The organism is Streptomyces adelaidensis, assembly GCF_016598475.1.
Lineage (GTDB): Bacteria > Actinomycetota > Actinomycetes > Streptomycetales > Streptomycetaceae > Streptomyces > Streptomyces adelaidensis.
Genome location: NZ_JAEMUX010000051.1, coordinates 22,122 through 39,024, shown reverse-complemented (window position 1 = coordinate 39,024; position 16,903 = coordinate 22,122). Strand labels below are relative to the sequence as shown.

Sequence of the window (16,903 nt, the reverse complement as noted above, 5' to 3'; positions counted from 1 at the left end):
CTCTCACCGGCGCGGTTCCCAGCGGAACCACCGCCGTACAGCAAACACCGCGAGCAGGGTCCAGGCCAGCGCGGTGGCGATGGCGCCGAGTGCCTCGTAGGCGGACAGGTCGCCGGTCCAGCCGCCGCGCACCAGGGTGATGACAGGGGAGAGCGGCAGCAGTTCGCAGACGGCGGCCACGCGGTCGGGCAGCACTTCGAGGGGGATGGTGATGCCCGAGCCGAGCATCGACACGAACATCAGCGGCAGGCTGGTCACCTGCGCGCTCTCGGCCGTACGGCTGAGGCCCGCCGTGACCGCCGCCAGCGCCACGCACAGCACGACCCCCAACAGCACGCCCAGTACGGCAAGTTGGGGAGCGGGCGGGGTCTCGACGTCGAGCAGGACCGTGCTGCCGGCCGTGACGAGCACACACTGCGCGAGCCCGATGCCGACGGCGGGCAGCGCGGCCCCGACCAGGATCTCCGGGTCGCGCAGCTCACCGGTCCGCAGCCGCTTGATGACCAGTTCCTCGCGGCGTACGACATAGACGCTGGTGAGGGTGGTGTAGATCGCGAAGAGCAGCGAGAAGCCGACCGCGGCGGGCAGGATGACCGTCCCGACGCTCAGCCCCGCCTTCGCCAGATCCATCTCGTCCGTCGCCGACCGCACGCTGAGCGGCAGCAGCAAGGGCACGAGCACCGCCGTGACCAGCGTGGCCCGGCTCCGCCCCAGCAGCGTCAGCTCGGCGCGGACGAGGGCGGTCATACGGCCCTTGGCCGTCGTACGGCTCGGGGACGTGACGGTGCGGACGGTGCTCATGCGGTCGGCTCCTTCGTACGGGACTCCGTGTGTGACTCGGCTGTCGCGGCGGCCGCCGACGCGGCCGCCGTCTCCCGGGCGATCCGCAGGAACGCCTCCTCCAGCGAGGCCGACCGCACCTCCAGCCGCCCCAGTTCCACCCGCGCCCGTTCGGCCCAGAGCAGCAGCGCGGTGGCCGCCCGCTGGAGTTCGTGCGTGCGCAGCACCACCGTGCGGCCCGTCTCCTCGTGCCCGGTGACGCCGAGTTCGCCGAGCGGCGGCAGGTCGCCGAGGAAGTAGCCGGCGGGCAGGTCGAAGGAGATGCGGGACGGCTGGGAGGCGGTCACCTCGGCCGGGGTGCCGGTCGTCGCGACGACGCCCTCGTGGAGGATGGCGAGCCGGTCGGCGAGGTCCTCCGCCTCCTCCAGGTAGTGCGTGGTGAGCAGCACGGTCGTACCTTCGTCGCGCAACTCCCGCACCAGCTCCCAGGTGTCCTGGCGGCCCTCCGCGTCGAGTCCCGTGGTCGGCTCGTCCAGGAAGAGGACCTCGGGGCGCCCGAGGAGGGCGAGCGCCAGGTCGAGGCGCCGCTTCTCGCCCCCGGACAGCTGCTTGACGCGTACGCCGGCCCGCCGTGCGAGCCCGACGAGATCCAGCGCCTCCCCGATGGGCCGTGCCCCGCTGGTGCAGCCCGCCCACATCCGCACCGTCTCCGCGACGGTCAGCTCGGAGGGGAAGCCGCCCTCCTGGAGCATCACGCCGATCCGGGGGCGTACGGCGGCGCGCTCGGCGTAGGGGTCGTGGCCGAGGACCCGCACCCGGCCGCCGGACGGCGGCGCGAGCCCCTCCAGCAGTTCGACCGTGGATGTCTTGCCCGCGCCGTTGGTGCCCAGGAGCGCGAAGAGTTCTCCCCGGCCCACGGAGAACGTGATTCCCCGTACGGCCTCGAAACCGCCCCCGTACACGCGCCGCAGGTCGGTGACCTCGATCACGTTCTCGTGATCGGGGGTGTTCACCTCGTCGTGTGCGTTCGTTTTCATGCCTTCAGCGTCTCGGCGATACGGGCCGGACAGCAGTGCGCGGTGTCATCACTCGGCATGACAAATGTCAGACGCGCCCGCCTCGGCACGAAGAAGACCCATGAACAAGACCACGAACAAGACCACGAAGAAGGCCCCGGTCCAGTGGACCGGGGCCTTCTTTCACGAGCGGACGACCAGGTTCGAACTGGCGACCTCAACCTTGGCAAGGTTGCGCTCTACCAACTGAGCTACGTCCGCATTGCCTCCGACCGGCTCTCACTGATCGGCGCGTCGACCACTTTACCTGATCCACCGGAGTGGTTGGTAAGTGATCAGAGCGGGTGACAGGAATTGCACACTGCGCCTTCCCCCTGGAAGGGGGATGTTCTGCTACTGAACTACACCCGCGTGACTCCGGTGAGCCCGACCTTTCGGCCTTGCCCCTCGGCGTGCTCCAGACTCTAGCTGATCGGCCGGGGGGCAACGCAAGTCGGTTGTCCGCCAGGGACCAAGTCGCCCGTCCGCGGGGCTCGCTGACGAAGCCTGACGAACCCCACGGACGGCCGGTGTGCGCGTCTGCCGCGCCGCCGCTCTACTGCGCCTCGGCGAACGCCTCGTAGACCCTCTTGGGGATCCGGCCACGCGCGGGAACGTCCAGCTTGTTGGCCTGGGCCCAGGCGCGGACCGCCGCCGGGTCCGGGGCGATCTGGGTCTGCTTGTAGGCCTTGCCCGACTTCGACCGCTTACGGCCGGCGTCGACGTAGGGCGCGAGCGCCTTACGCAGTTTCTTGGCATTGGCTTCGTTCAGGTCGATCTCGTACGACTTTCCGTCGAGTCCGAAGGCGATCGTCTCCGCCGCTTCCGAGCCGTCGATGTCGTCGGAGAGAGTGACCACGACACGCTGCGCCACGAATATCGGTCCCTTCGTGCGACATCTCTCCGTTGACGTGCCCTGACGTCAGGGAGATGTCGGCTGTCCGGCTGTTATTTGGGCAAAGTATCGGCTATTGCCAATTCATTTGTACAGTGCCCGGCATTGCAATGTGAAGACAGACTTAATCCGCCCGCGTGTCCCGCGCGCAATAGGGTTCATGGATCTTTCCCGGAAGTTTTCGCGAGGGTGATCACCTGATACCTGATCGTGACCGCCATCACCTGCATTCTCTGTAGTTTCCTACGAATCTACTCGCGTAGAAATTTTGTACGGGTAGTCTGAACAGACCTGTAGGAACGCTCAGCACCACAACACCGGGAGTGCCAGTGGCACGCGTCGTAGTCGACGTCATGCTCAAGCCGGAGATCCTCGACCCCCAGGGCCAGGCGGTGCAGCGCGCGCTGCCGCGCCTCGGTTTCGAGGGCGTCTCCGACGTACGTCAGGGAAAGCGATTCGAACTGGAAGTTGACGGACCGGTGGACGACGCCGCGCTCGCCCGCATCCATGAACTGGCGGAATCCTTCCTCGCCAACACCGTGATCGAGGACTTCACCGTCAAGGTCGAAGAAGTCGCGGAGGCGGCGAAGTGACCGCACGTATTGGCGTCGTCACTTTTCCGGGCAGCCTCGACGACCGGGACACCCAGCGTGCGATCAGGCTCGCGGGCGCCGAACCCGTCGCTCTCTGGCACAAGGACAAGGATCTCAAGCAGGTCGACGCCGTGGTGCTGTGCGGCGGTTTCTCCTACGGCGACTATCTGCGCGCCGGAGCCATCGCCCGCTTCTCGCCGGTGATGGAGACGCTCATCGAGCAGGCGAAGGCCGGACTGCCGGTCCTCGGTATCTGCAACGGCTTCCAGATCCTCACCGAAGCCCACCTGCTCCCGGGCGGGATGCTCGGCAACGACCACCTCCACTTCATCTGCCGCGACCAGCAGCTGCGGGTGGAGAACGCGGAGACCGCCTGGACCACCGACTACACGGCCGGCCAGGAGATCCACATCCCGCTGAAGAACATGGACGGCCGGTACGTCGCCGACCGGCGCACGCTGGACGAGCTGGAGGCGGAGGGCCGCGTCGCCTTCCGCTACCTCGGCTTCAACCCCAACGGCTCGCTCAACGACATCGCGGGCATCACCAACGGGGCCGGCAACGTCGTGGGCCTCATGCCGCACCCGGAGCACGCCGTCGAGCCCCTCATCGGCTCGGGCCGCACCGATGGCCTCCCCTTCTTCACCTCGATCCTCAAGAAGCTGGTCAACGCATGAGCCGGACGCCTCTGGACACGGTCGAGCACGCGGCAAAGACCCCCGACGTCGAGCTGCCCTGGGCCGAACTGGGCCTGAAGAAGGACGAGTACGAGCGGGTCGTGGAGATCCTCGGCCGCCGTCCGACCGGCGCCGAGCTGGCCATGTACTCGGTCATGTGGTCCGAGCACTGCTCCTACAAGTCCTCGAAGGTCCACCTCCGCCAGTTCGGCGAGAAGGCCCCGCAGTCCGACGCGCTCCTCGTCGGCATCGGCGAGAACGCGGGCGTCGTGGACGTCGGCCAGGGCTACGCGGTCACCTTCAAGGTCGAGTCGCACAACCACCCGTCGTACGTCGAGCCCTACCAGGGCGCGGCCACCGGCGTCGGCGGCATCGTCCGCGACATCATCGCGATGGGCGCGCGCCCGGTCGCGGTCGTGGACCCGCTGCGCTTCGGCGCGGCCGACCACCCCGACACCAAGCGCGTCCTGCCCGGCGTCGTCGCGGGCATCGGCGGCTACGGCAACTGCCTGGGCCTGCCCAACATCGGCGGCGAGGTCGTCTTCGACGCCTGCTACCAGGGAAACCCGCTGGTCAACGCCGGTGCCATCGGCGTCATGCGGCATGAGGACATCCACCTCGCGAAGGCCTCCGGCGCGGGCAACAAGGTCATCCTCTACGGCGCCCGCACGGGCGGCGACGGCATCGGCGGCGCGTCCATCCTCGCCTCCGAGACCTTCGACGACGCCAAGCCGTCGAAGCGCCCCGCCGTCCAGGTCGGTGACCCGTTCCAGGAGAAGCTCCTCATCGAGTGCACGCTCGAGGCCTTCGCCGAGAAGCTGGTCGTCGGCATCCAGGACCTGGGCGCGGCCGGCCTGTCCTGCGCGACGAGCGAGCTGGCCTCGAACGGCTCGGGCGGCATGCGTGTGACCTTGGACGACGTACCTCTCCGCGACTCGACCCTCTCTCCCGAGGAAATCCTCATGAGCGAGTCGCAGGAACGCATGTGCGCGGTGGTGGAGCCGGAGAAGGTCGACCGGTTCCTGGAGATCTGCGACAAGTGGGACGTCATCGCCACCGTCATCGGCGAGGTGACGGACGGCGACCGCCTGGAGATCTTCTGGCACGGCGGCAAGATCGTCGACGTCGACCCGCGCACGGTCGCGCACGACGGCCCGGTCTACGAGCGCCCGTACGCCCGCCCGTCCTGGCAGGACGCGCTCCAGGCGGACGACGCGAACAAGCTTGCGCGCCCGGCGACGAGCGAGGAGCTCCGCGAGCAGGTCCTGAAGCTGGTGGCCTCGCCCAACCAGGCCTCCAAGTCCTGGATCACCAGCCAGTACGACCACTTCGTGCAGGGCAACACGGTGCTGGCCCAGCCCGAGGACTCCGGGATGATCCGCATCGACGAGGAGAGCGGCCTCGGTGTCGCCATCGCGACGGACGGCAACGGCCGGTTCGCCAAGCTCGACCCGTACGCGGGCGCGCAGCTGGCGCTCTCGGAGGCGTACCGGAACGTGGCGACGACCGGCGCCAAGCCGCTCGCCGTCTCCGACTGCCTGAACTTCGGCTCCCCCGAGGACCCGGCGGTCATGTGGCAGTTCGCGGAGGCCGTACGCGGTCTGGCGGACGCCTGCCTGCAGCTGGGCACGCCGGTCACCGGCGGCAACGTGTCGCTCTACAACCAGACGGGCGAGGTGGCCATCCACCCCACCCCGGTCGTCGCGGTCCTGGGCGTCATCGACGACGTCGCCCGCCGCACCCCGGTCGCCTTCCAGGAAGAGGGCCAGCTCCTCTATCTCCTCGGCGACACCCGTGAGGAGTTCGGCGGCTCGGCCTGGTCCCAGGTCGTCCATGACCACCTCGGCGGGCTGCCCCCGGCGGTGGATCTGGAGCGCGAGCGCCTCCTCGCCGAGATCCTCATCTCCGCCTCCCGCGACGGAATGATCGACTCCGCGCACGACCTGTCGGACGGCGGCCTGATCCAGGCGGTCGTGGAGTCGGCCCTGCTGGGCGACAAGGGCGCGCGCCTGGTCGTCCCGGACGGTCTCGACGCGTTCACCTTCCTCCTGTCGGAGTCGGCCGGCCGCGCGATCGTCGCGATCCCCCGCTCCGAGGAACTCCGCTTCAACGACATGTGCGGCGCGCGGAGTCTCCCGGCCACCCGCATCGGCGTCGTCGACGGCGACTCGGTGGAGATCCAGGGCGAGTTCGCGCTCACCCTGGAGGAACTGCGCGAGGCACACGAGGGCACGATCCCGGCGCTGCTGGCGTAAGTCCTCTTCCCCGTACGGCACTTCGGCCCCGCCTGTCACGACAGGCGGGGCCCAAGTCATGCGTGACGGTCCTGTAGGGATGCGGGACTCCACCTCCGAACCACCTGGTACCGCTGCTGACTTCGACAGCCGGCCGGTGAGATCGCGGGCCTTCGGTGAGGACACGGCCGTCGGTGGAACGGGGAAGTAATCGGTGGGAGTCCCTGACGGGATACGCAAGTCCCTCAACGTGCTGTTGTGTCTGGTCGCGCTCGTGGGCATCGGGTGGAGCGGCAAGGAGATCTGGCAGGTCTGGAACAACCGACGCCAGATCGGCGCGGGCTGCGCGGGACTCGTCCCGGCCGGGCGGGTGCTGGCGCTCTCCCCGGCCGGCGGCAGCATCAGACACCGCCTGGGCGACGAGGGCACGATCGAACTGGACGCCGGGCTGCCCCAGGACTGCGAGATCTTCAGCACCGAGGCGGGCGGGAAACTCGGCACGCGCTCCGGTGAGAGGTGGTTCTTCACAGCCGCGGTGGGCGTCTACCCGGATGAGGTCCCGACGGTTCCGGAAGGCTTCTGGGACTTCCTCCTCGACCCACTCGGCAAGCCCAACCACCCGACCGAGCCGCTCGGCGGCGGCATCGCGGGTCTGGTCACCGACTCGGCTGTCATCGTCGAACTGCCCTGCGCCGAGGGCGAGTCGGACGGACGGCCGGTCAAGCCGCTGTGGGCGAGGGCCTCGCTGATGGACCTCGGGTCGGCGTTCCACGACAACGGCCAGCTCACCGACCACGACCGGAACATTCTCGCCGAGACCGCCGTGCTCACCGCCAACAACTTCGCCGATCGGCTGGGCTGCGCCGACCGGCTGCCCGATCCGCCGGAGGACATCCCCGCCCTGACGGACGGCCCGACCCCGGCTTCCCGGGCGAACGGCGACCTGCGCCTGGTACCGCGAGGCCGGCTTCGCCCGCCAGGACCGACTCGCCGACCAGGTGTTCGAGAGCCGTCGGAAGGGCGAGACGTGGGACGAGCGCTGCGCCCTGGTGCTCAGCCGGGAACGGGCGAGCGGCCTCTACCGGCTCCACGCGGACGAGGAGAAGTACGGCTACGTCGTCAGGCCGGTGAACCCGGGCCAGTGGTTCGTCTCCTTCCACACCTACTCCGGCGAACTCGCGAAGAACGTCCAGCTCAGGGACCCCGACCCCGACGAGGCCCCGGCTGTCGCGGCACCGGGCGAGGCAGGCCGCGACAACCAGGGCGAGGCCGTCTGGTGGGCCTCCTCCGTCTGCGACGGGAAGCCGCGGATCCACACGATGACCATCGCCGTCGGCTACGACAAGCTGACCGCCCTCGCGTACGAGAAGGTCTTCCGCGCGTATGTCACCGACGCCGCCGAACGCCACAACTGCGCGGACATCGAGTTCCCCGCGTACGAGACGTTCACGGCTTCGTACGCCGAGAGGGCCGCGTCTTGAGCTTCCCGGACCGCGACTGCACGAACATCGAGTTCCCCACCACCTCCGCCCTCCCCTCCCCATAGGCTCCCCACCATGCCCCCGGCCAGGAAACGCCCCCGCACCTACGATCCCGCCAAGACCCGCAAGGCCGTGCCGGCCCAGTTCGAGAACGTACGGGCGGCCGTGGGCACCCTCACCCCGGAACAGCTGGCGCTGCCCACCCGGCTCGGGGAGTGGACCGTGCGGGACCTGGCCGCGCACATCACGATGGCCGTGGAGAGCGTCAGCCGGGCGCTGGAGCGGCCGGAGCCCGCGAAGGCGGAGCTGGACCCGCTCGACTACGCCTCCGCCACCGGCGCGTACGCCGGTGCCATCGCCGAGGGCAGCCGCACCCTGGCCGAGGCCAACCCCGACGTCACCGCCCTCTACGCCCGGGTCGGGCAGCGGATCGCCGACGCGCTCGCCGCCGCCGGACCGGGCCGGGTCATCGACACCCGCGCCGGCGGCATGCTGCTCGACGACTACCTGCTGACCCGCGCCATCGAACTGGTCGTCCACACAGACGACCTGAACGCGGCCGTCCCCGGCCTCGACATCCCGTACGACCGGCACGCCCTCGCCACCTGCGTCCGCCTCCTCGCCGACACCCTCGCCACGCGCGCCCCCGGCGGTTCGACCGAGGTGCGGATCCCGCCGTACGCCGTCGTGCAGTGCGTGGAGGGGCCGAGGCACACCCGGGGCACGCCGCCGAACGTCGTCGAGACCGATCCGCTGACCTGGATCCGGCTCGCGACCGGCCGGCTGGACTGGGCCACCGCCCTCGACGAGGCGAAGGTGAGCGCGAGCGGTGAGCGCGCGGACCTGAGCAAGCTGTTGCCCCTCATGGGCTGAGCCCAGGTGGAACCGCCCACGGACCCCACCCGTCCCACCGGCATGGACATGCAGCGACTCACCCGCACCGCTCTGCCCCTGACGGCCCTGACCCTGCTGCCGCTCCTCGCGGCCTGCGGCACCGAGTCGGGCAGCGGCTCCGGCAGCGGTTCCGTCGGCTCGGGGACCACGAAGGCCTCCGTCACCGGCGTCCGCTGGGCCGTCGACAGCCTGACCGTCGACGGCAAGACGGCGCAGGCCCCCGGCGGTGCCTATCTGAAGATCGCCGACGACGGCGAGGTCAACGGCAACTACGGCTGCAACACGTTCGGCTCGACCGCCGCCTTCGAGGACGACGGCATCGACTTCGAGGCCGCCCGCTCCACCGAGATGGCCTGCGGCGATGCCCCGATGAAGTTCGAGGAGAGCTTCGCCCGCGCGCTCGACGCCGAGAAGTTCACCGCCGAGACCACCGACGGTGGACTGACCCTCACCACGGCCGACGGCGACACCGTCAAGCTCAGCGAGGAGAAGCCCGCCGAGCTGTACGCCACCAAGTGGCGCGTCGACTCCCTCCTCGACCACGACGTGGCCAGTTCCCTTCCCGAGGCCGCCGAGGGCAAGGCCTGGTTCACCCTCGACAAGAAGGCGGGCACCGTCAACGGCAGCCTCGGCTGCAACGAGGTCTCCGCCAGGGCGACGGTGAGCGACGACAAGATCACCCTTGGCAACCCGCGTACCACGCGCAAGATGTGCTCCGACTCACTCATGGCCACCGAGCGGGCCCTGTTGGAGGTCTTCAAGGGCACGGTGGAATATCGGATCGATCACCGCAGTATCACGCTGACCAGCGAAAACAACGTCGGTATCGGTGCCGTCGCCGACAAGTGACATGCGGCGGCCCGCAGTCGGGAACCGGGGCGGGCGGGATCACCGGATTCGGACCGGTGCACGATCTCGCCTACACTCGGAGGCGTGCCACGTGGTGACGGACGACTCAACCACGACCTTCTCCCCGGTGAGAAAGGCCCCCAGGACGCGTGTGGCGTCTTCGGTGTCTGGGCCCCGGGTGAAGAGGTCGCCAAGCTTTCGTACTTCGGGCTCTACGCCCTCCAGCATCGGGGCCAGGAATCCGCGGGTATCGCGGTCAGCAACGGCTCCCAGATCCTCGTCTTCAAGGACATGGGCCTCGTTTCCCAGGTCTTCGACGAGACCTCGCTCGGTTCCCTCCAAGGTCACATCGCGGTCGGTCACGCCCGCTACTCGACCACCGGCGCCTCCGTGTGGGAGAACGCCCAGCCGACCTTCCGTGCCACCGCGCACGGCTCCATCGCCCTCGGCCACAACGGCAACCTCGTCAACACGGCGCAGCTCGCCGAGATGGTCGCCGACCTGCCCAAGCAGGAGGGCCGTACGCCCCGGGTGGCGGCCACCAACGACACCGACCTGCTCACCGCGCTCCTCGCGGCCCAGGTCGATTCCGACGGCAAGCCGCTGACCATCGAGGAGGCCGCTCACACGGTCCTCCCGCAGGTGCGCGGTGCCTTCTCCCTCGTCTTCATGGACGAGCACACCCTCTACGCGGCCCGCGACCCACAGGGCATCCGCCCGCTGGTCCTCGGCCGCCTGGAGCGCGGCTGGGTCGTCGCCTCCGAGTCCGCCGCCCTCGACATCTGCGGCGCCTCCTACGTCCGCGAGATCGAGCCGGGCGAGTTCATCGCCATCGACGAGAACGGCCTGCGCACCTCCCGATTCGCGGACGCGAAGCCCAAGGGCTGTGTCTTCGAGTACGTGTACCTGGCCCGCCCGGACACCGACATCGCCGGCCGGAACGTGTACCTCTCCCGCGTGGAGATGGGCCGCAAGCTCGCCAAGGAAGCCCCGGTCGACGCCGACCTCGTCATAGCGACGCCGGAATCCGGCACCCCGGCCGCCATCGGCTACGCGGAGGCCTCCGGCATCCCGTTCGGCGCCGGTCTGGTGAAGAACGCCTACGTCGGACGTACGTTCATCCAGCCCTCCCAGACGATCCGCCAGCTCGGCATCCGCCTGAAGCTGAACCCGCTGAAGGAAGTCATCAAGGGCAAGCGCCTGGTCGTCGTCGACGACTCGATCGTGCGCGGCAACACCCAGCGCGCGCTGGTGCGGATGCTCCGTGAGGCGGGCGCGGCGGAGGTCCACATCCGGATCTCCTCGCCCCCGGTGAAGTGGCCCTGCTTCTTCGGCATCGACTTCGCCACCCGCGCCGAGCTCATCGCCAACGGCATGACCATCGACGAGATCGGCACCTCGCTGGGCGCCGACTCCCTCTCCTACATCTCCATCGACGGCATGATCGAGGCGACCACCATCGCCAAGCCGAACCTCTGCCGCGCCTGCTTCGACGGCGAGTACCCGATGGAGCTGCCGGACCCCGAGCTGCTCGGCAAGCAGCTGCTGGAGACCGAGCTGGCCGCCGGGCCCGCCGCCACGGCCGCGGCCGACGCGATCCGTCGCCCGTAGGGCCCCGTACACCTGCTTCTCCGCAGTACGACACGAAAGTTCTCACCGTCATGTCTGAGACAACTGGTGCCAGCTACGCAGCCGCGGGCGTCGACATCGAGGCGGGCGACCGCGCCGTAGAGCTGATGAAGGAGTGGGTGAAGAAGACGCAGCGCCCCGAGGTCCTCGGCGGCCTCGGCGGCTTCGCCGGCCTCTTCGACGCCTCCGCCCTCAAGCACTACGAGCGCCCGCTGCTCGCCTCCGCCACGGACGGCGTCGGCACGAAGGTCGACATCGCCCGTCAGCTGGGCGTGTACGACACCATCGGCCACGACCTGGTCGCGATGGTGATGGACGACATCGTGGTGTGCGGCGCCGAGCCGCTGTTCATGACCGACTACATCTGTGTCGGCAAGGTCCATCCCGAGCGTGTCGCCGCCATCGTCAAGGGCATCGCCGAGGGCTGTGTCCTCGCCGGCTGCGCCCTCGTCGGCGGCGAGACCGCCGAGCACCCGGGCCTCCTCGGCCCGGACGACTTCGACGTCGCGGGCGCCGGCACGGGCGTGGTCGAGGCGGAGCACCTGCTCGGCCCGGATCGTATCCGTACGGGTGACGCGGTGATCGCCATGGCGGCCTCCGGCCTTCACTCGAACGGGTACTCGCTCGTCCGCCACGTCCTCCTCAACCAGGCGGGCCTCTCCCTGGACGCCGAGATCGCCGACCTCGGCCGCACCCTCGGCGCGGAGCTCCTGGAGCCCACCAAGATCTACTCCCTGGACTGCCTGGCCCTCACCCGCACCACCGAGGTCCACGCCTTCAGCCACGTCACCGGCGGCGGCCTGGCCGCCAACCTGGCCCGCGTCGTCCCCGACGCCCTGCACGCCACCGTGGACCGCTCCACCTGGACCCCGGCCCCGATCTTCGACCTCGTCGGCCGCACCGGCCAGGTCGACCGCCTGGAGCTGGAGAAGACCCTCAACATGGGCGTCGGCATGATCGCGATCGTCCCGCAGGAATCCGCGGACGTGGCCCTCACCACCCTGACGGACCGAGGCGTCGAAGCCTGGGTAGCAGGCGAAATCACCGACCGCAACACCCACACCACGGGCGCAGAACTGGTGAACGACTACGCACGGGCCTAGGCGGCGGCGCGCCCCTGATGGGCCGAAGGCCCAATAGGGGCGCGGGGAACTGCGCGACCAGCCACAACGCACTCGCACTCGCAACTCACAGTGGGCCCCGAGCTATTAGGCGCCCTGCTCCCCCAGCGGAGCGACAACGCACAAAACCCGGTCCGGCGGTAGCAACCGCCGACCGGGTGAAGCGCAGCTGGAGCGTCAAGCCCCGCGACGATGCGACGCGGGACCGGACTCATCGTCCTCGTCCTCGTCGTCATCGTTGTAGAGATCCGCGTACTGGGCGTACGGGTCGTCTTCTTCCTCGTCGTCGTCCTCGAACGGCTCGCCATTCGGCGGCTGGTTCGAAGTCGAAGCGCCCAGCTCATTGGCCAGACGCGAGAGGTCAGTCCCGCCGCTGCTGTACTTCAGCTGGCGGGCGACCTTCGTCTGCTTGGCCTTTGCCCGGCCGCGCCCCATGGCTCGACCCCCTCGGATACGGGGCTCGGTGGCCCCAGAGTCTTGACACGCGTTCATGATCTGGAACGGGCTCTCCGCAGAGAGACCGGTCCGTAGGGCTTCCACGGTACCTGAGCCCACGCCCATACGGTACGTCGCCCGCAGGACGTGGCGGTACCCAGAACCCGCGAGGTGCCCTGTCCTCGCTGGTCAAGGGTGATTTTAACCGTTTCTCGGCCGACGACCCGCCGGTTGGAGTGAGAGTTCTCTCTCAAGCCACCGGCGGGTACCGGCCGAGACCGCGCGACCTCGCGCGGACGGATCAGCGTCCGTGCCGTGCGGTCGCCTCGTGCATCCGCTGCTCGGCGATCCGGTCGGCCGCCGCGGCCGGCGGAATGCCATCCATCTTCGCACGTGCGAAGATTCCTAGCGTGGTGTCGTAGATCTTCGCGGCCTTCGCCCGGCACCGCTCGAAGTCGAACCCATGGAGTTCGTCGGCGACCTGGATGACCCCGCCGGCGTTCACCACGTAGTCCGGCGCGTAGAGGATCCCGCGGTCGGCGAGGTCCTTCTCGACTCCGGGGTGGGCGAGCTGGTTGTTGGCCGCGCCGCACACCACCGCGGCCGTCAGAACGGGCACGGAGTGGTCGTCGAGGGCCCCGCCGAGCGCGCAGGGCGCGTAGATGTCGAGCCCCGTCACCCGGATCAGTGCCTCGGTGTCGGCGACGGAGGTGACCCCATCAGGATGGCGGTCGAGGATCCGCCGTACGGCCTCCTCGCGGACGTCCGTGACGACGACCTCGGCGCCCTCCGCCCGCAGATGGTCCACGAGGTGGTGGCCGACCTTGCCGACGCCCGCGACGCCGATTCTGCGGTCGCGCAGCGACGGGTCGCCCCACAGGTGCTGGGCGGAGGCCCGCATGCCCTGGTAGACCCCGAAGGCCGTCAGGACCGAGGAGTCGCCGGCGCCGCCGTTCTCGGGGGACCGGCCGGTCGTCCAGCGGCACTCGCGTGCCACGACGTCCATGTCGGCGACGTACGTACCGACGTCGCACGCGGTGACGTACCGGCCGCCCAGCGAGGCCACGAACCGCCCGTAGGCGAGCAGCAGCCGCTCGCTCTTGTCGCGGTCCGGATCGCCGATGATGACGGCCTTGCCGCCGCCGTGGTCGAGCCCGGCCATGGCGTTCTTGTACGACATCCCGCGCGCGAGGTTCAGCGCGTCGGCGACGGCCTCCGCCTCGGTCGCGTACGGGTAGAAGCGCGTGCCGCCGAGAGCGGGGCCCAGCGCGGTGGAGTGGAGGGCGATGACGGCCTTGAGGCCACTGGCCCGGTCCTGGCAGAGCACGACTTGCTCGTGACCGCCCTGGTCCGAGTGGAACAGGGTGTGCAGGACGCCGTCAGATACTTCGGTCACGGTGGTGACTCCTGGGTAAGAAGCGGCGGTGGGTGACAGGCTCCCCGGGGGTCCCCCCGCGCTTTTGGCTGTGGGGGAGGGCGGCGGGGTCTGTGAGCATGAGAGTAGAGCCTGCGTCCGCCCGACAGCGGCGCAGCCTCAGGATCACCCACTCCCGGAGTACGGCCGTGGTGGGATCTCTACAGGTTTCCGGCCCCCGTGTGAGCGGGTTTCGCAGGTTTCCCCGGTGGCAGCCGGGGGAGGGAGCAGGCGTGCCCAAGGTGTCCTCGGTGATCGTCCCGTACGCGTCCTACCTCCGCGTGTACGAGCCGCTGGCGGCCTTCCCCGAGCCCGAGCGCGGCCACTGGGCCCGTTACGCCCGGCGCCCGGACCGGCCCTCGTACCAGGTGGAGCTGCGCCGCTCGCTGGCCGATCTGCTGCCGACCCCGCCCGTCGCGGTGCCGGTGCACGAGAGCGGCGACGCCTTCGTGCTGGATGTCGAGGGGGTGGTCTGTGTCTGCCCCTGGCGGACCCGGCTGCGCGGCTGGCAGGCGCTCGGCGACCTGGCCGAGGAGCTGCCCGCGCCGGTCCTGGACGCGGTGCTGCCGCCGCTGGTGCGCCGGCAGGCGAGTCTGGACTACGAGCGCTGGATGGTCCGCAACCCCGACGCCCGGCCGTGGATCCGCACCTCGACCTGGCAGGTGCCGCTGAACTGGCTCGTCCTCGTCTCGGACGAGGAGCGGACGTACGAGAAGGGTTCGGGCGAGAGTTCGCCCGTGCTTCGCTATCGCACGCCCATGGTGCAGGCCCGGCGGCGGGTGGCGCGCGGTCTGCGGGCACTGCGGGACGCCATCGAGGAGGGGCCGCTCGTCGACGGTCTGATCGACGTGGGCCGCTGGCTGGAGGAGTTCCACCCGCGCTCGCTCGTCGAGCTGGACTACGGCGGCCTCGTGCACGTCCTGCCCGCCGACGAACTGGACGGCGATCACTCCGCCGCCGATGTCGCCGAGGGCATCGAGGCCCTCCGCTGCGGGGACGATCTCACGGCCGGGGAGGCGTACGGGCGGCTGGTCGAGCGGTGGCGGGCGGTCCTGGACCGGCGCTCGGCGAACTGAGTCGAGCGGCCCTCTCAGCCGTACTTGTGACTTGTGAGGCCTGTGGGAAAAGGCTTTCCACAAAAGCTGAAGCATGGTGAACTGTCCACCATTGGCCCAGGCTTGACGCACCGAAGCTGTGTGCGGGAGTCATCACGGGACGTAGGTCCCGATCCGGGCTTTTGTGTCAAGCAGGTGCCAAGCGTGACGGATTGCACTTACGCGGGCCTTGCCTCTTACGCACCTCCTCATGCCAAAATAGGACAAGGAGTCCGGGGGAGGCTCCCTCTGCCCGTGTATGGGTGGAATCTCAGCATTGCACGCTATGGGGGGTCTCGTGACTCCTGCACGCCACTGTGACTGATCGTCACAGTGGCGTGACTGTCCGCTATGGCATGGTCCATCGGCATCCGTCGCTGATGAACACCTGGGAGGGCAATTCCATCGGTTTGGCCGACGTCGCTGGACAGATGGTGTAGTTGTAGTGCCGAGGACAAGCCGTTCGTCCTATAACCGACTCGACTCGCGTCCGCCATTTCGGGCAACGCGGGTCAAGGTGCAGAATTTAGAGGAAAGAACCGAGATGGTTCGGTTCTCCCGAGGAGGCCGCTCATGACCGCTCGCACCCCTGATGCCGAGCCGCTGCTGACCCCGGCTGAGGTCGCCACCATGTTCCGTGTCGACCCCAAGACGGTCACACGGTGGGCGAAGGCCGGCAAGCTCACATCCATCCGCACGCTCGGCGGACACCGCCGTTATCGCGAGGCTGAGGTCCGCGCACTGCTCGCGGGCATTCCGCAGCAGCGCAGCGAGGCCTGAAGAACCGCACAACAGGGCATTTCGGCTGGTCCCCCAATCGGCCGAGGCGCCTGACAGCACCGCTCAAGCAGCTCCGAGCGACGCGGGTCCTGCCCCAACAGGTCCCACGCCCCAGCCACACAGAGCTTTCCAGGACCTTCGGGTCATCTGGGTTTCGCCAGGCAAGCAACAAGGGTGCGTCGTAGATCGCGCTGGACTCCGCCGGGTCCAGCGCGATCTTTTTTTGTGCGTCGGGGGTGCGCGCCGAGTGCGTGCGGGCTGCGTGGCAGGTGCGCAAGCCTGGGGCGCGGGTCGGCGTTTCGCGTACGGAAGCGCCGGGTTGTGAGCGGGCTTGTCGGACTCTGGGGAGGGGTGTCGGATCTCCTGTGCAGGCCTTCGGAGACTGGTGCAATTGCACATATTAAATTGACCAGTTGTAGGGGGTCTGTAAGCGCCGGCCTTCTGGAAACTTGTGCGGTGACACCCGTCACATGCCGTGGTCCTTGCTGCCCCAGGGGCATCTGCGGTATTAGAGGCGGGAGTTGAAGGAGACACGCCCTCGCCGAGTGTGTTCCCTGCTGAAGGCGTCTCACGCCTTGGCGGGCGCCTCGTCCTCCGTGGGCCGCTCCGCGGCGCCCTCGTCGCCCGCGGCCAGCCGCAGGAGCCGGTGGCAGATCGGGCAGTGGGGGGTGAGGTGGCGGTACGCGGAGGCGGCCGCCAGGTGAGCACGGAGCAATGCGCGGGTCTCGTGCCGAGCGGTCGCCGTCATACGCCACCTCCAGGGTCTTTGTGCCCTGAATCTGAAGTACCGGTGGAATGTGACGCCGTCAAGCCCCGGCGCTCCGCCTCGGCCAACGCGAGAGGGCCCGCATCCCTCGCGGGATGCGGGCCCTCTCGTAAATCAATGCGGTCCTGACGGGATTTGAACCCGCGGCCTCCACCTTGACAGGGTGGCGAGCACTCCAAACTGCTCCACAGGACCAAGCTTCGCAG

Annotated in this window: 16 protein-coding genes and 3 tRNA genes; 10 read left to right on the top strand and 9 right to left on the bottom strand. The window is 69.2% G+C overall.

Features of this window, described 5'->3' with window-relative positions; all coding sequences use genetic code 11:
• Nucleotides 1-3: 3 nt before the first annotated feature.
• The 5 genes from I8N67_RS26355 to I8N67_RS26335 form a co-directional block, all read right to left on the bottom strand.
• Complete coding sequence (locus tag I8N67_RS26355) at nt 4-801, bottom strand: ABC transporter permease (protein ID WP_200306232.1); 798 nt, start codon at nt 799-801, stop codon at nt 4-6.
• Nucleotides 798-1,817, bottom strand: coding sequence for an ABC transporter ATP-binding protein (locus I8N67_RS26350; RefSeq protein ID WP_234046309.1), 1,020 nt, complete (start codon nt 1,815-1,817; stop codon nt 798-800). Before I8N67_RS26350 ends, I8N67_RS26355 begins: the two co-directional genes overlap by 4 nt.
• Before the next feature lie 167 nt (nt 1,818-1,984).
• Nucleotides 1,985-2,057: transfer RNA gene (locus I8N67_RS26345), tRNA-Gly, on the bottom strand.
• 78 nt (nt 2,058-2,135) lie between these two features.
• Nucleotides 2,136-2,207, bottom strand: a tRNA-Gly gene (locus I8N67_RS26340).
• A 184-nt stretch (nt 2,208-2,391) separates the two neighbouring features.
• Complete coding sequence (locus I8N67_RS26335) at nt 2,392-2,709, bottom strand: histone-like nucleoid-structuring protein Lsr2 (RefSeq protein WP_200306230.1); 318 nt, start codon at nt 2,707-2,709, stop codon at nt 2,392-2,394.
• A gap of 350 nt (nt 2,710-3,059) precedes the next feature.
• Between I8N67_RS26335 and purS the strand changes: the two genes are divergently transcribed.
• The 8 genes from purS to purM all read left to right on the top strand — a co-directional run bounded on the left by purS (nt 3,060) and on the right by purM (nt 12,190).
• Entirely contained in the window at nt 3,060-3,323 is a 264-nt protein-coding gene (purS, locus tag I8N67_RS26330) for a phosphoribosylformylglycinamidine synthase subunit PurS (RefSeq protein ID WP_200306228.1), read from the top strand.
• Entirely contained in the window at nt 3,320-4,000 is a 681-nt protein-coding gene (gene purQ, locus I8N67_RS26325; protein WP_200306226.1) for a phosphoribosylformylglycinamidine synthase subunit PurQ, read from the top strand. Before purS ends, purQ begins: the two co-directional genes overlap by 4 nt.
• Nucleotides 3,997-6,255: a phosphoribosylformylglycinamidine synthase subunit PurL gene (purL, locus tag I8N67_RS26320; protein ID WP_200306224.1), complete on the top strand. Its 2,259-nt coding sequence runs from the start codon at nt 3,997-3,999 to the stop codon at nt 6,253-6,255. Before purQ ends, purL begins: the two co-directional genes overlap by 4 nt.
• Before the next feature lie 977 nt (nt 6,256-7,232).
• A complete protein-coding gene (locus tag I8N67_RS42905) occupies nt 7,233-7,715 on the top strand; it encodes a hypothetical protein (RefSeq protein ID WP_234046308.1) in 483 nt (160 codons plus the stop codon).
• 75 nt (nt 7,716-7,790) lie between these two features.
• The gene (locus tag I8N67_RS26310) at nt 7,791-8,588 is read left to right on the top strand and encodes a maleylpyruvate isomerase family mycothiol-dependent enzyme (RefSeq protein ID WP_200306222.1); all 798 of its coding nucleotides are present in this window, start codon (nt 7,791-7,793) and stop codon (nt 8,586-8,588) included.
• Nucleotides 8,589-8,630: 42 nt separating this feature from the next.
• Nucleotides 8,631-9,458 carry an META domain-containing protein gene (locus tag I8N67_RS26305; RefSeq protein ID WP_200306275.1) on the top strand — a complete coding sequence of 276 codons (828 nt, stop codon included), beginning with the start codon at nt 8,631-8,633 and terminating at the stop codon, nt 9,456-9,458.
• 84 nt (nt 9,459-9,542) lie between these two features.
• A complete protein-coding gene (purF, locus tag I8N67_RS26300) occupies nt 9,543-11,069 on the top strand; it encodes an amidophosphoribosyltransferase (protein ID WP_200306220.1) in 1,527 nt (508 codons plus the stop codon).
• 50 nt (nt 11,070-11,119) lie between these two features.
• On the top strand, nt 11,120-12,190 hold the full coding sequence (purM, locus tag I8N67_RS26295; protein WP_200306218.1) for a phosphoribosylformylglycinamidine cyclo-ligase: 1,071 nt from the start codon (nt 11,120-11,122) through the stop codon (nt 12,188-12,190).
• Nucleotides 12,191-12,385: 195 nt separating this feature from the next.
• Here purM and I8N67_RS26290 read toward each other — a convergent pair whose 3' ends face one another.
• On the bottom strand, nt 12,386-12,643 hold the full coding sequence (locus I8N67_RS26290) for a DUF3073 domain-containing protein (protein WP_200306216.1): 258 nt from the start codon (nt 12,641-12,643) through the stop codon (nt 12,386-12,388).
• A gap of 301 nt (nt 12,644-12,944) precedes the next feature.
• The gene (locus I8N67_RS26285; RefSeq protein WP_200306214.1) at nt 12,945-14,039 is read right to left on the bottom strand and encodes a Leu/Phe/Val dehydrogenase; all 1,095 of its coding nucleotides are present in this window, start codon (nt 14,037-14,039) and stop codon (nt 12,945-12,947) included.
• A 251-nt stretch (nt 14,040-14,290) separates the two neighbouring features.
• Here I8N67_RS26285 and I8N67_RS26280 point away from each other — a divergent pair, with 251 nt between their 5' ends.
• Together I8N67_RS26280 and bldC are read left to right on the top strand one after the other, a co-directional pair.
• On the top strand, nt 14,291-15,133 hold the full coding sequence (locus I8N67_RS26280) for a DUF8083 family protein (protein ID WP_200306212.1): 843 nt from the start codon (nt 14,291-14,293) through the stop codon (nt 15,131-15,133).
• Nucleotides 15,134-15,724: 591 nt separating this feature from the next.
• Entirely contained in the window at nt 15,725-15,931 is a 207-nt protein-coding gene (bldC, locus tag I8N67_RS26275; protein WP_003949541.1) for a developmental transcriptional regulator BldC, read from the top strand.
• A gap of 568 nt (nt 15,932-16,499) precedes the next feature.
• Here bldC and I8N67_RS26270 read toward each other — a convergent pair.
• Entirely contained in the window at nt 16,500-16,679 is a 180-nt protein-coding gene (locus I8N67_RS26270; protein ID WP_200306210.1) for a DUF6274 family protein, read from the bottom strand.
• 138 nt (nt 16,680-16,817) lie between these two features.
• A tRNA-Asp gene (locus tag I8N67_RS26265) sits at nt 16,818-16,892 on the bottom strand.
• Nucleotides 16,893-16,903 lie beyond the last annotated feature (11 nt).

What these genes read in the sequence shown, in the direction of transcription:
- I8N67_RS26310 (WP_200306222.1), top strand. Translation starts at nt 7,791, where the DNA reads ATGCCCCCGGCCAGGAAACGCCCCCGCACCTACGATCCCGCCAAGACC.
- purL (WP_200306224.1), top strand. Translation starts at nt 3,997, where the DNA reads ATGAGCCGGACGCCTCTGGACACGGTCGAGCACGCGGCAAAGACCCCC.
- I8N67_RS26290 (WP_200306216.1), bottom strand. Translation starts at nt 12,643, where the DNA reads ATGGGGCGCGGCCGGGCAAAGGCCAAGCAGACGAAGGTCGCCCGCCAG.
- I8N67_RS26355 (WP_200306232.1), bottom strand. Translation starts at nt 801, where the DNA reads ATGAGCACCGTCCGCACCGTCACGTCCCCGAGCCGTACGACGGCCAAG.
- purM (WP_200306218.1), top strand. Translation starts at nt 11,120, where the DNA reads ATGTCTGAGACAACTGGTGCCAGCTACGCAGCCGCGGGCGTCGACATC.
- I8N67_RS26350 (WP_234046309.1), bottom strand. Translation starts at nt 1,817, where the DNA reads ATGAAAACGAACGCACACGACGAGGTGAACACCCCCGATCACGAGAAC.
- bldC (WP_003949541.1), top strand. Translation starts at nt 15,725, where the DNA reads ATGACCGCTCGCACCCCTGATGCCGAGCCGCTGCTGACCCCGGCTGAG.
- I8N67_RS26305 (WP_200306275.1), top strand. Translation starts at nt 8,631, where the DNA reads ATGGACATGCAGCGACTCACCCGCACCGCTCTGCCCCTGACGGCCCTG.
- I8N67_RS26270 (WP_200306210.1), bottom strand. Translation starts at nt 16,679, where the DNA reads ATGACGGCGACCGCTCGGCACGAGACCCGCGCATTGCTCCGTGCTCAC.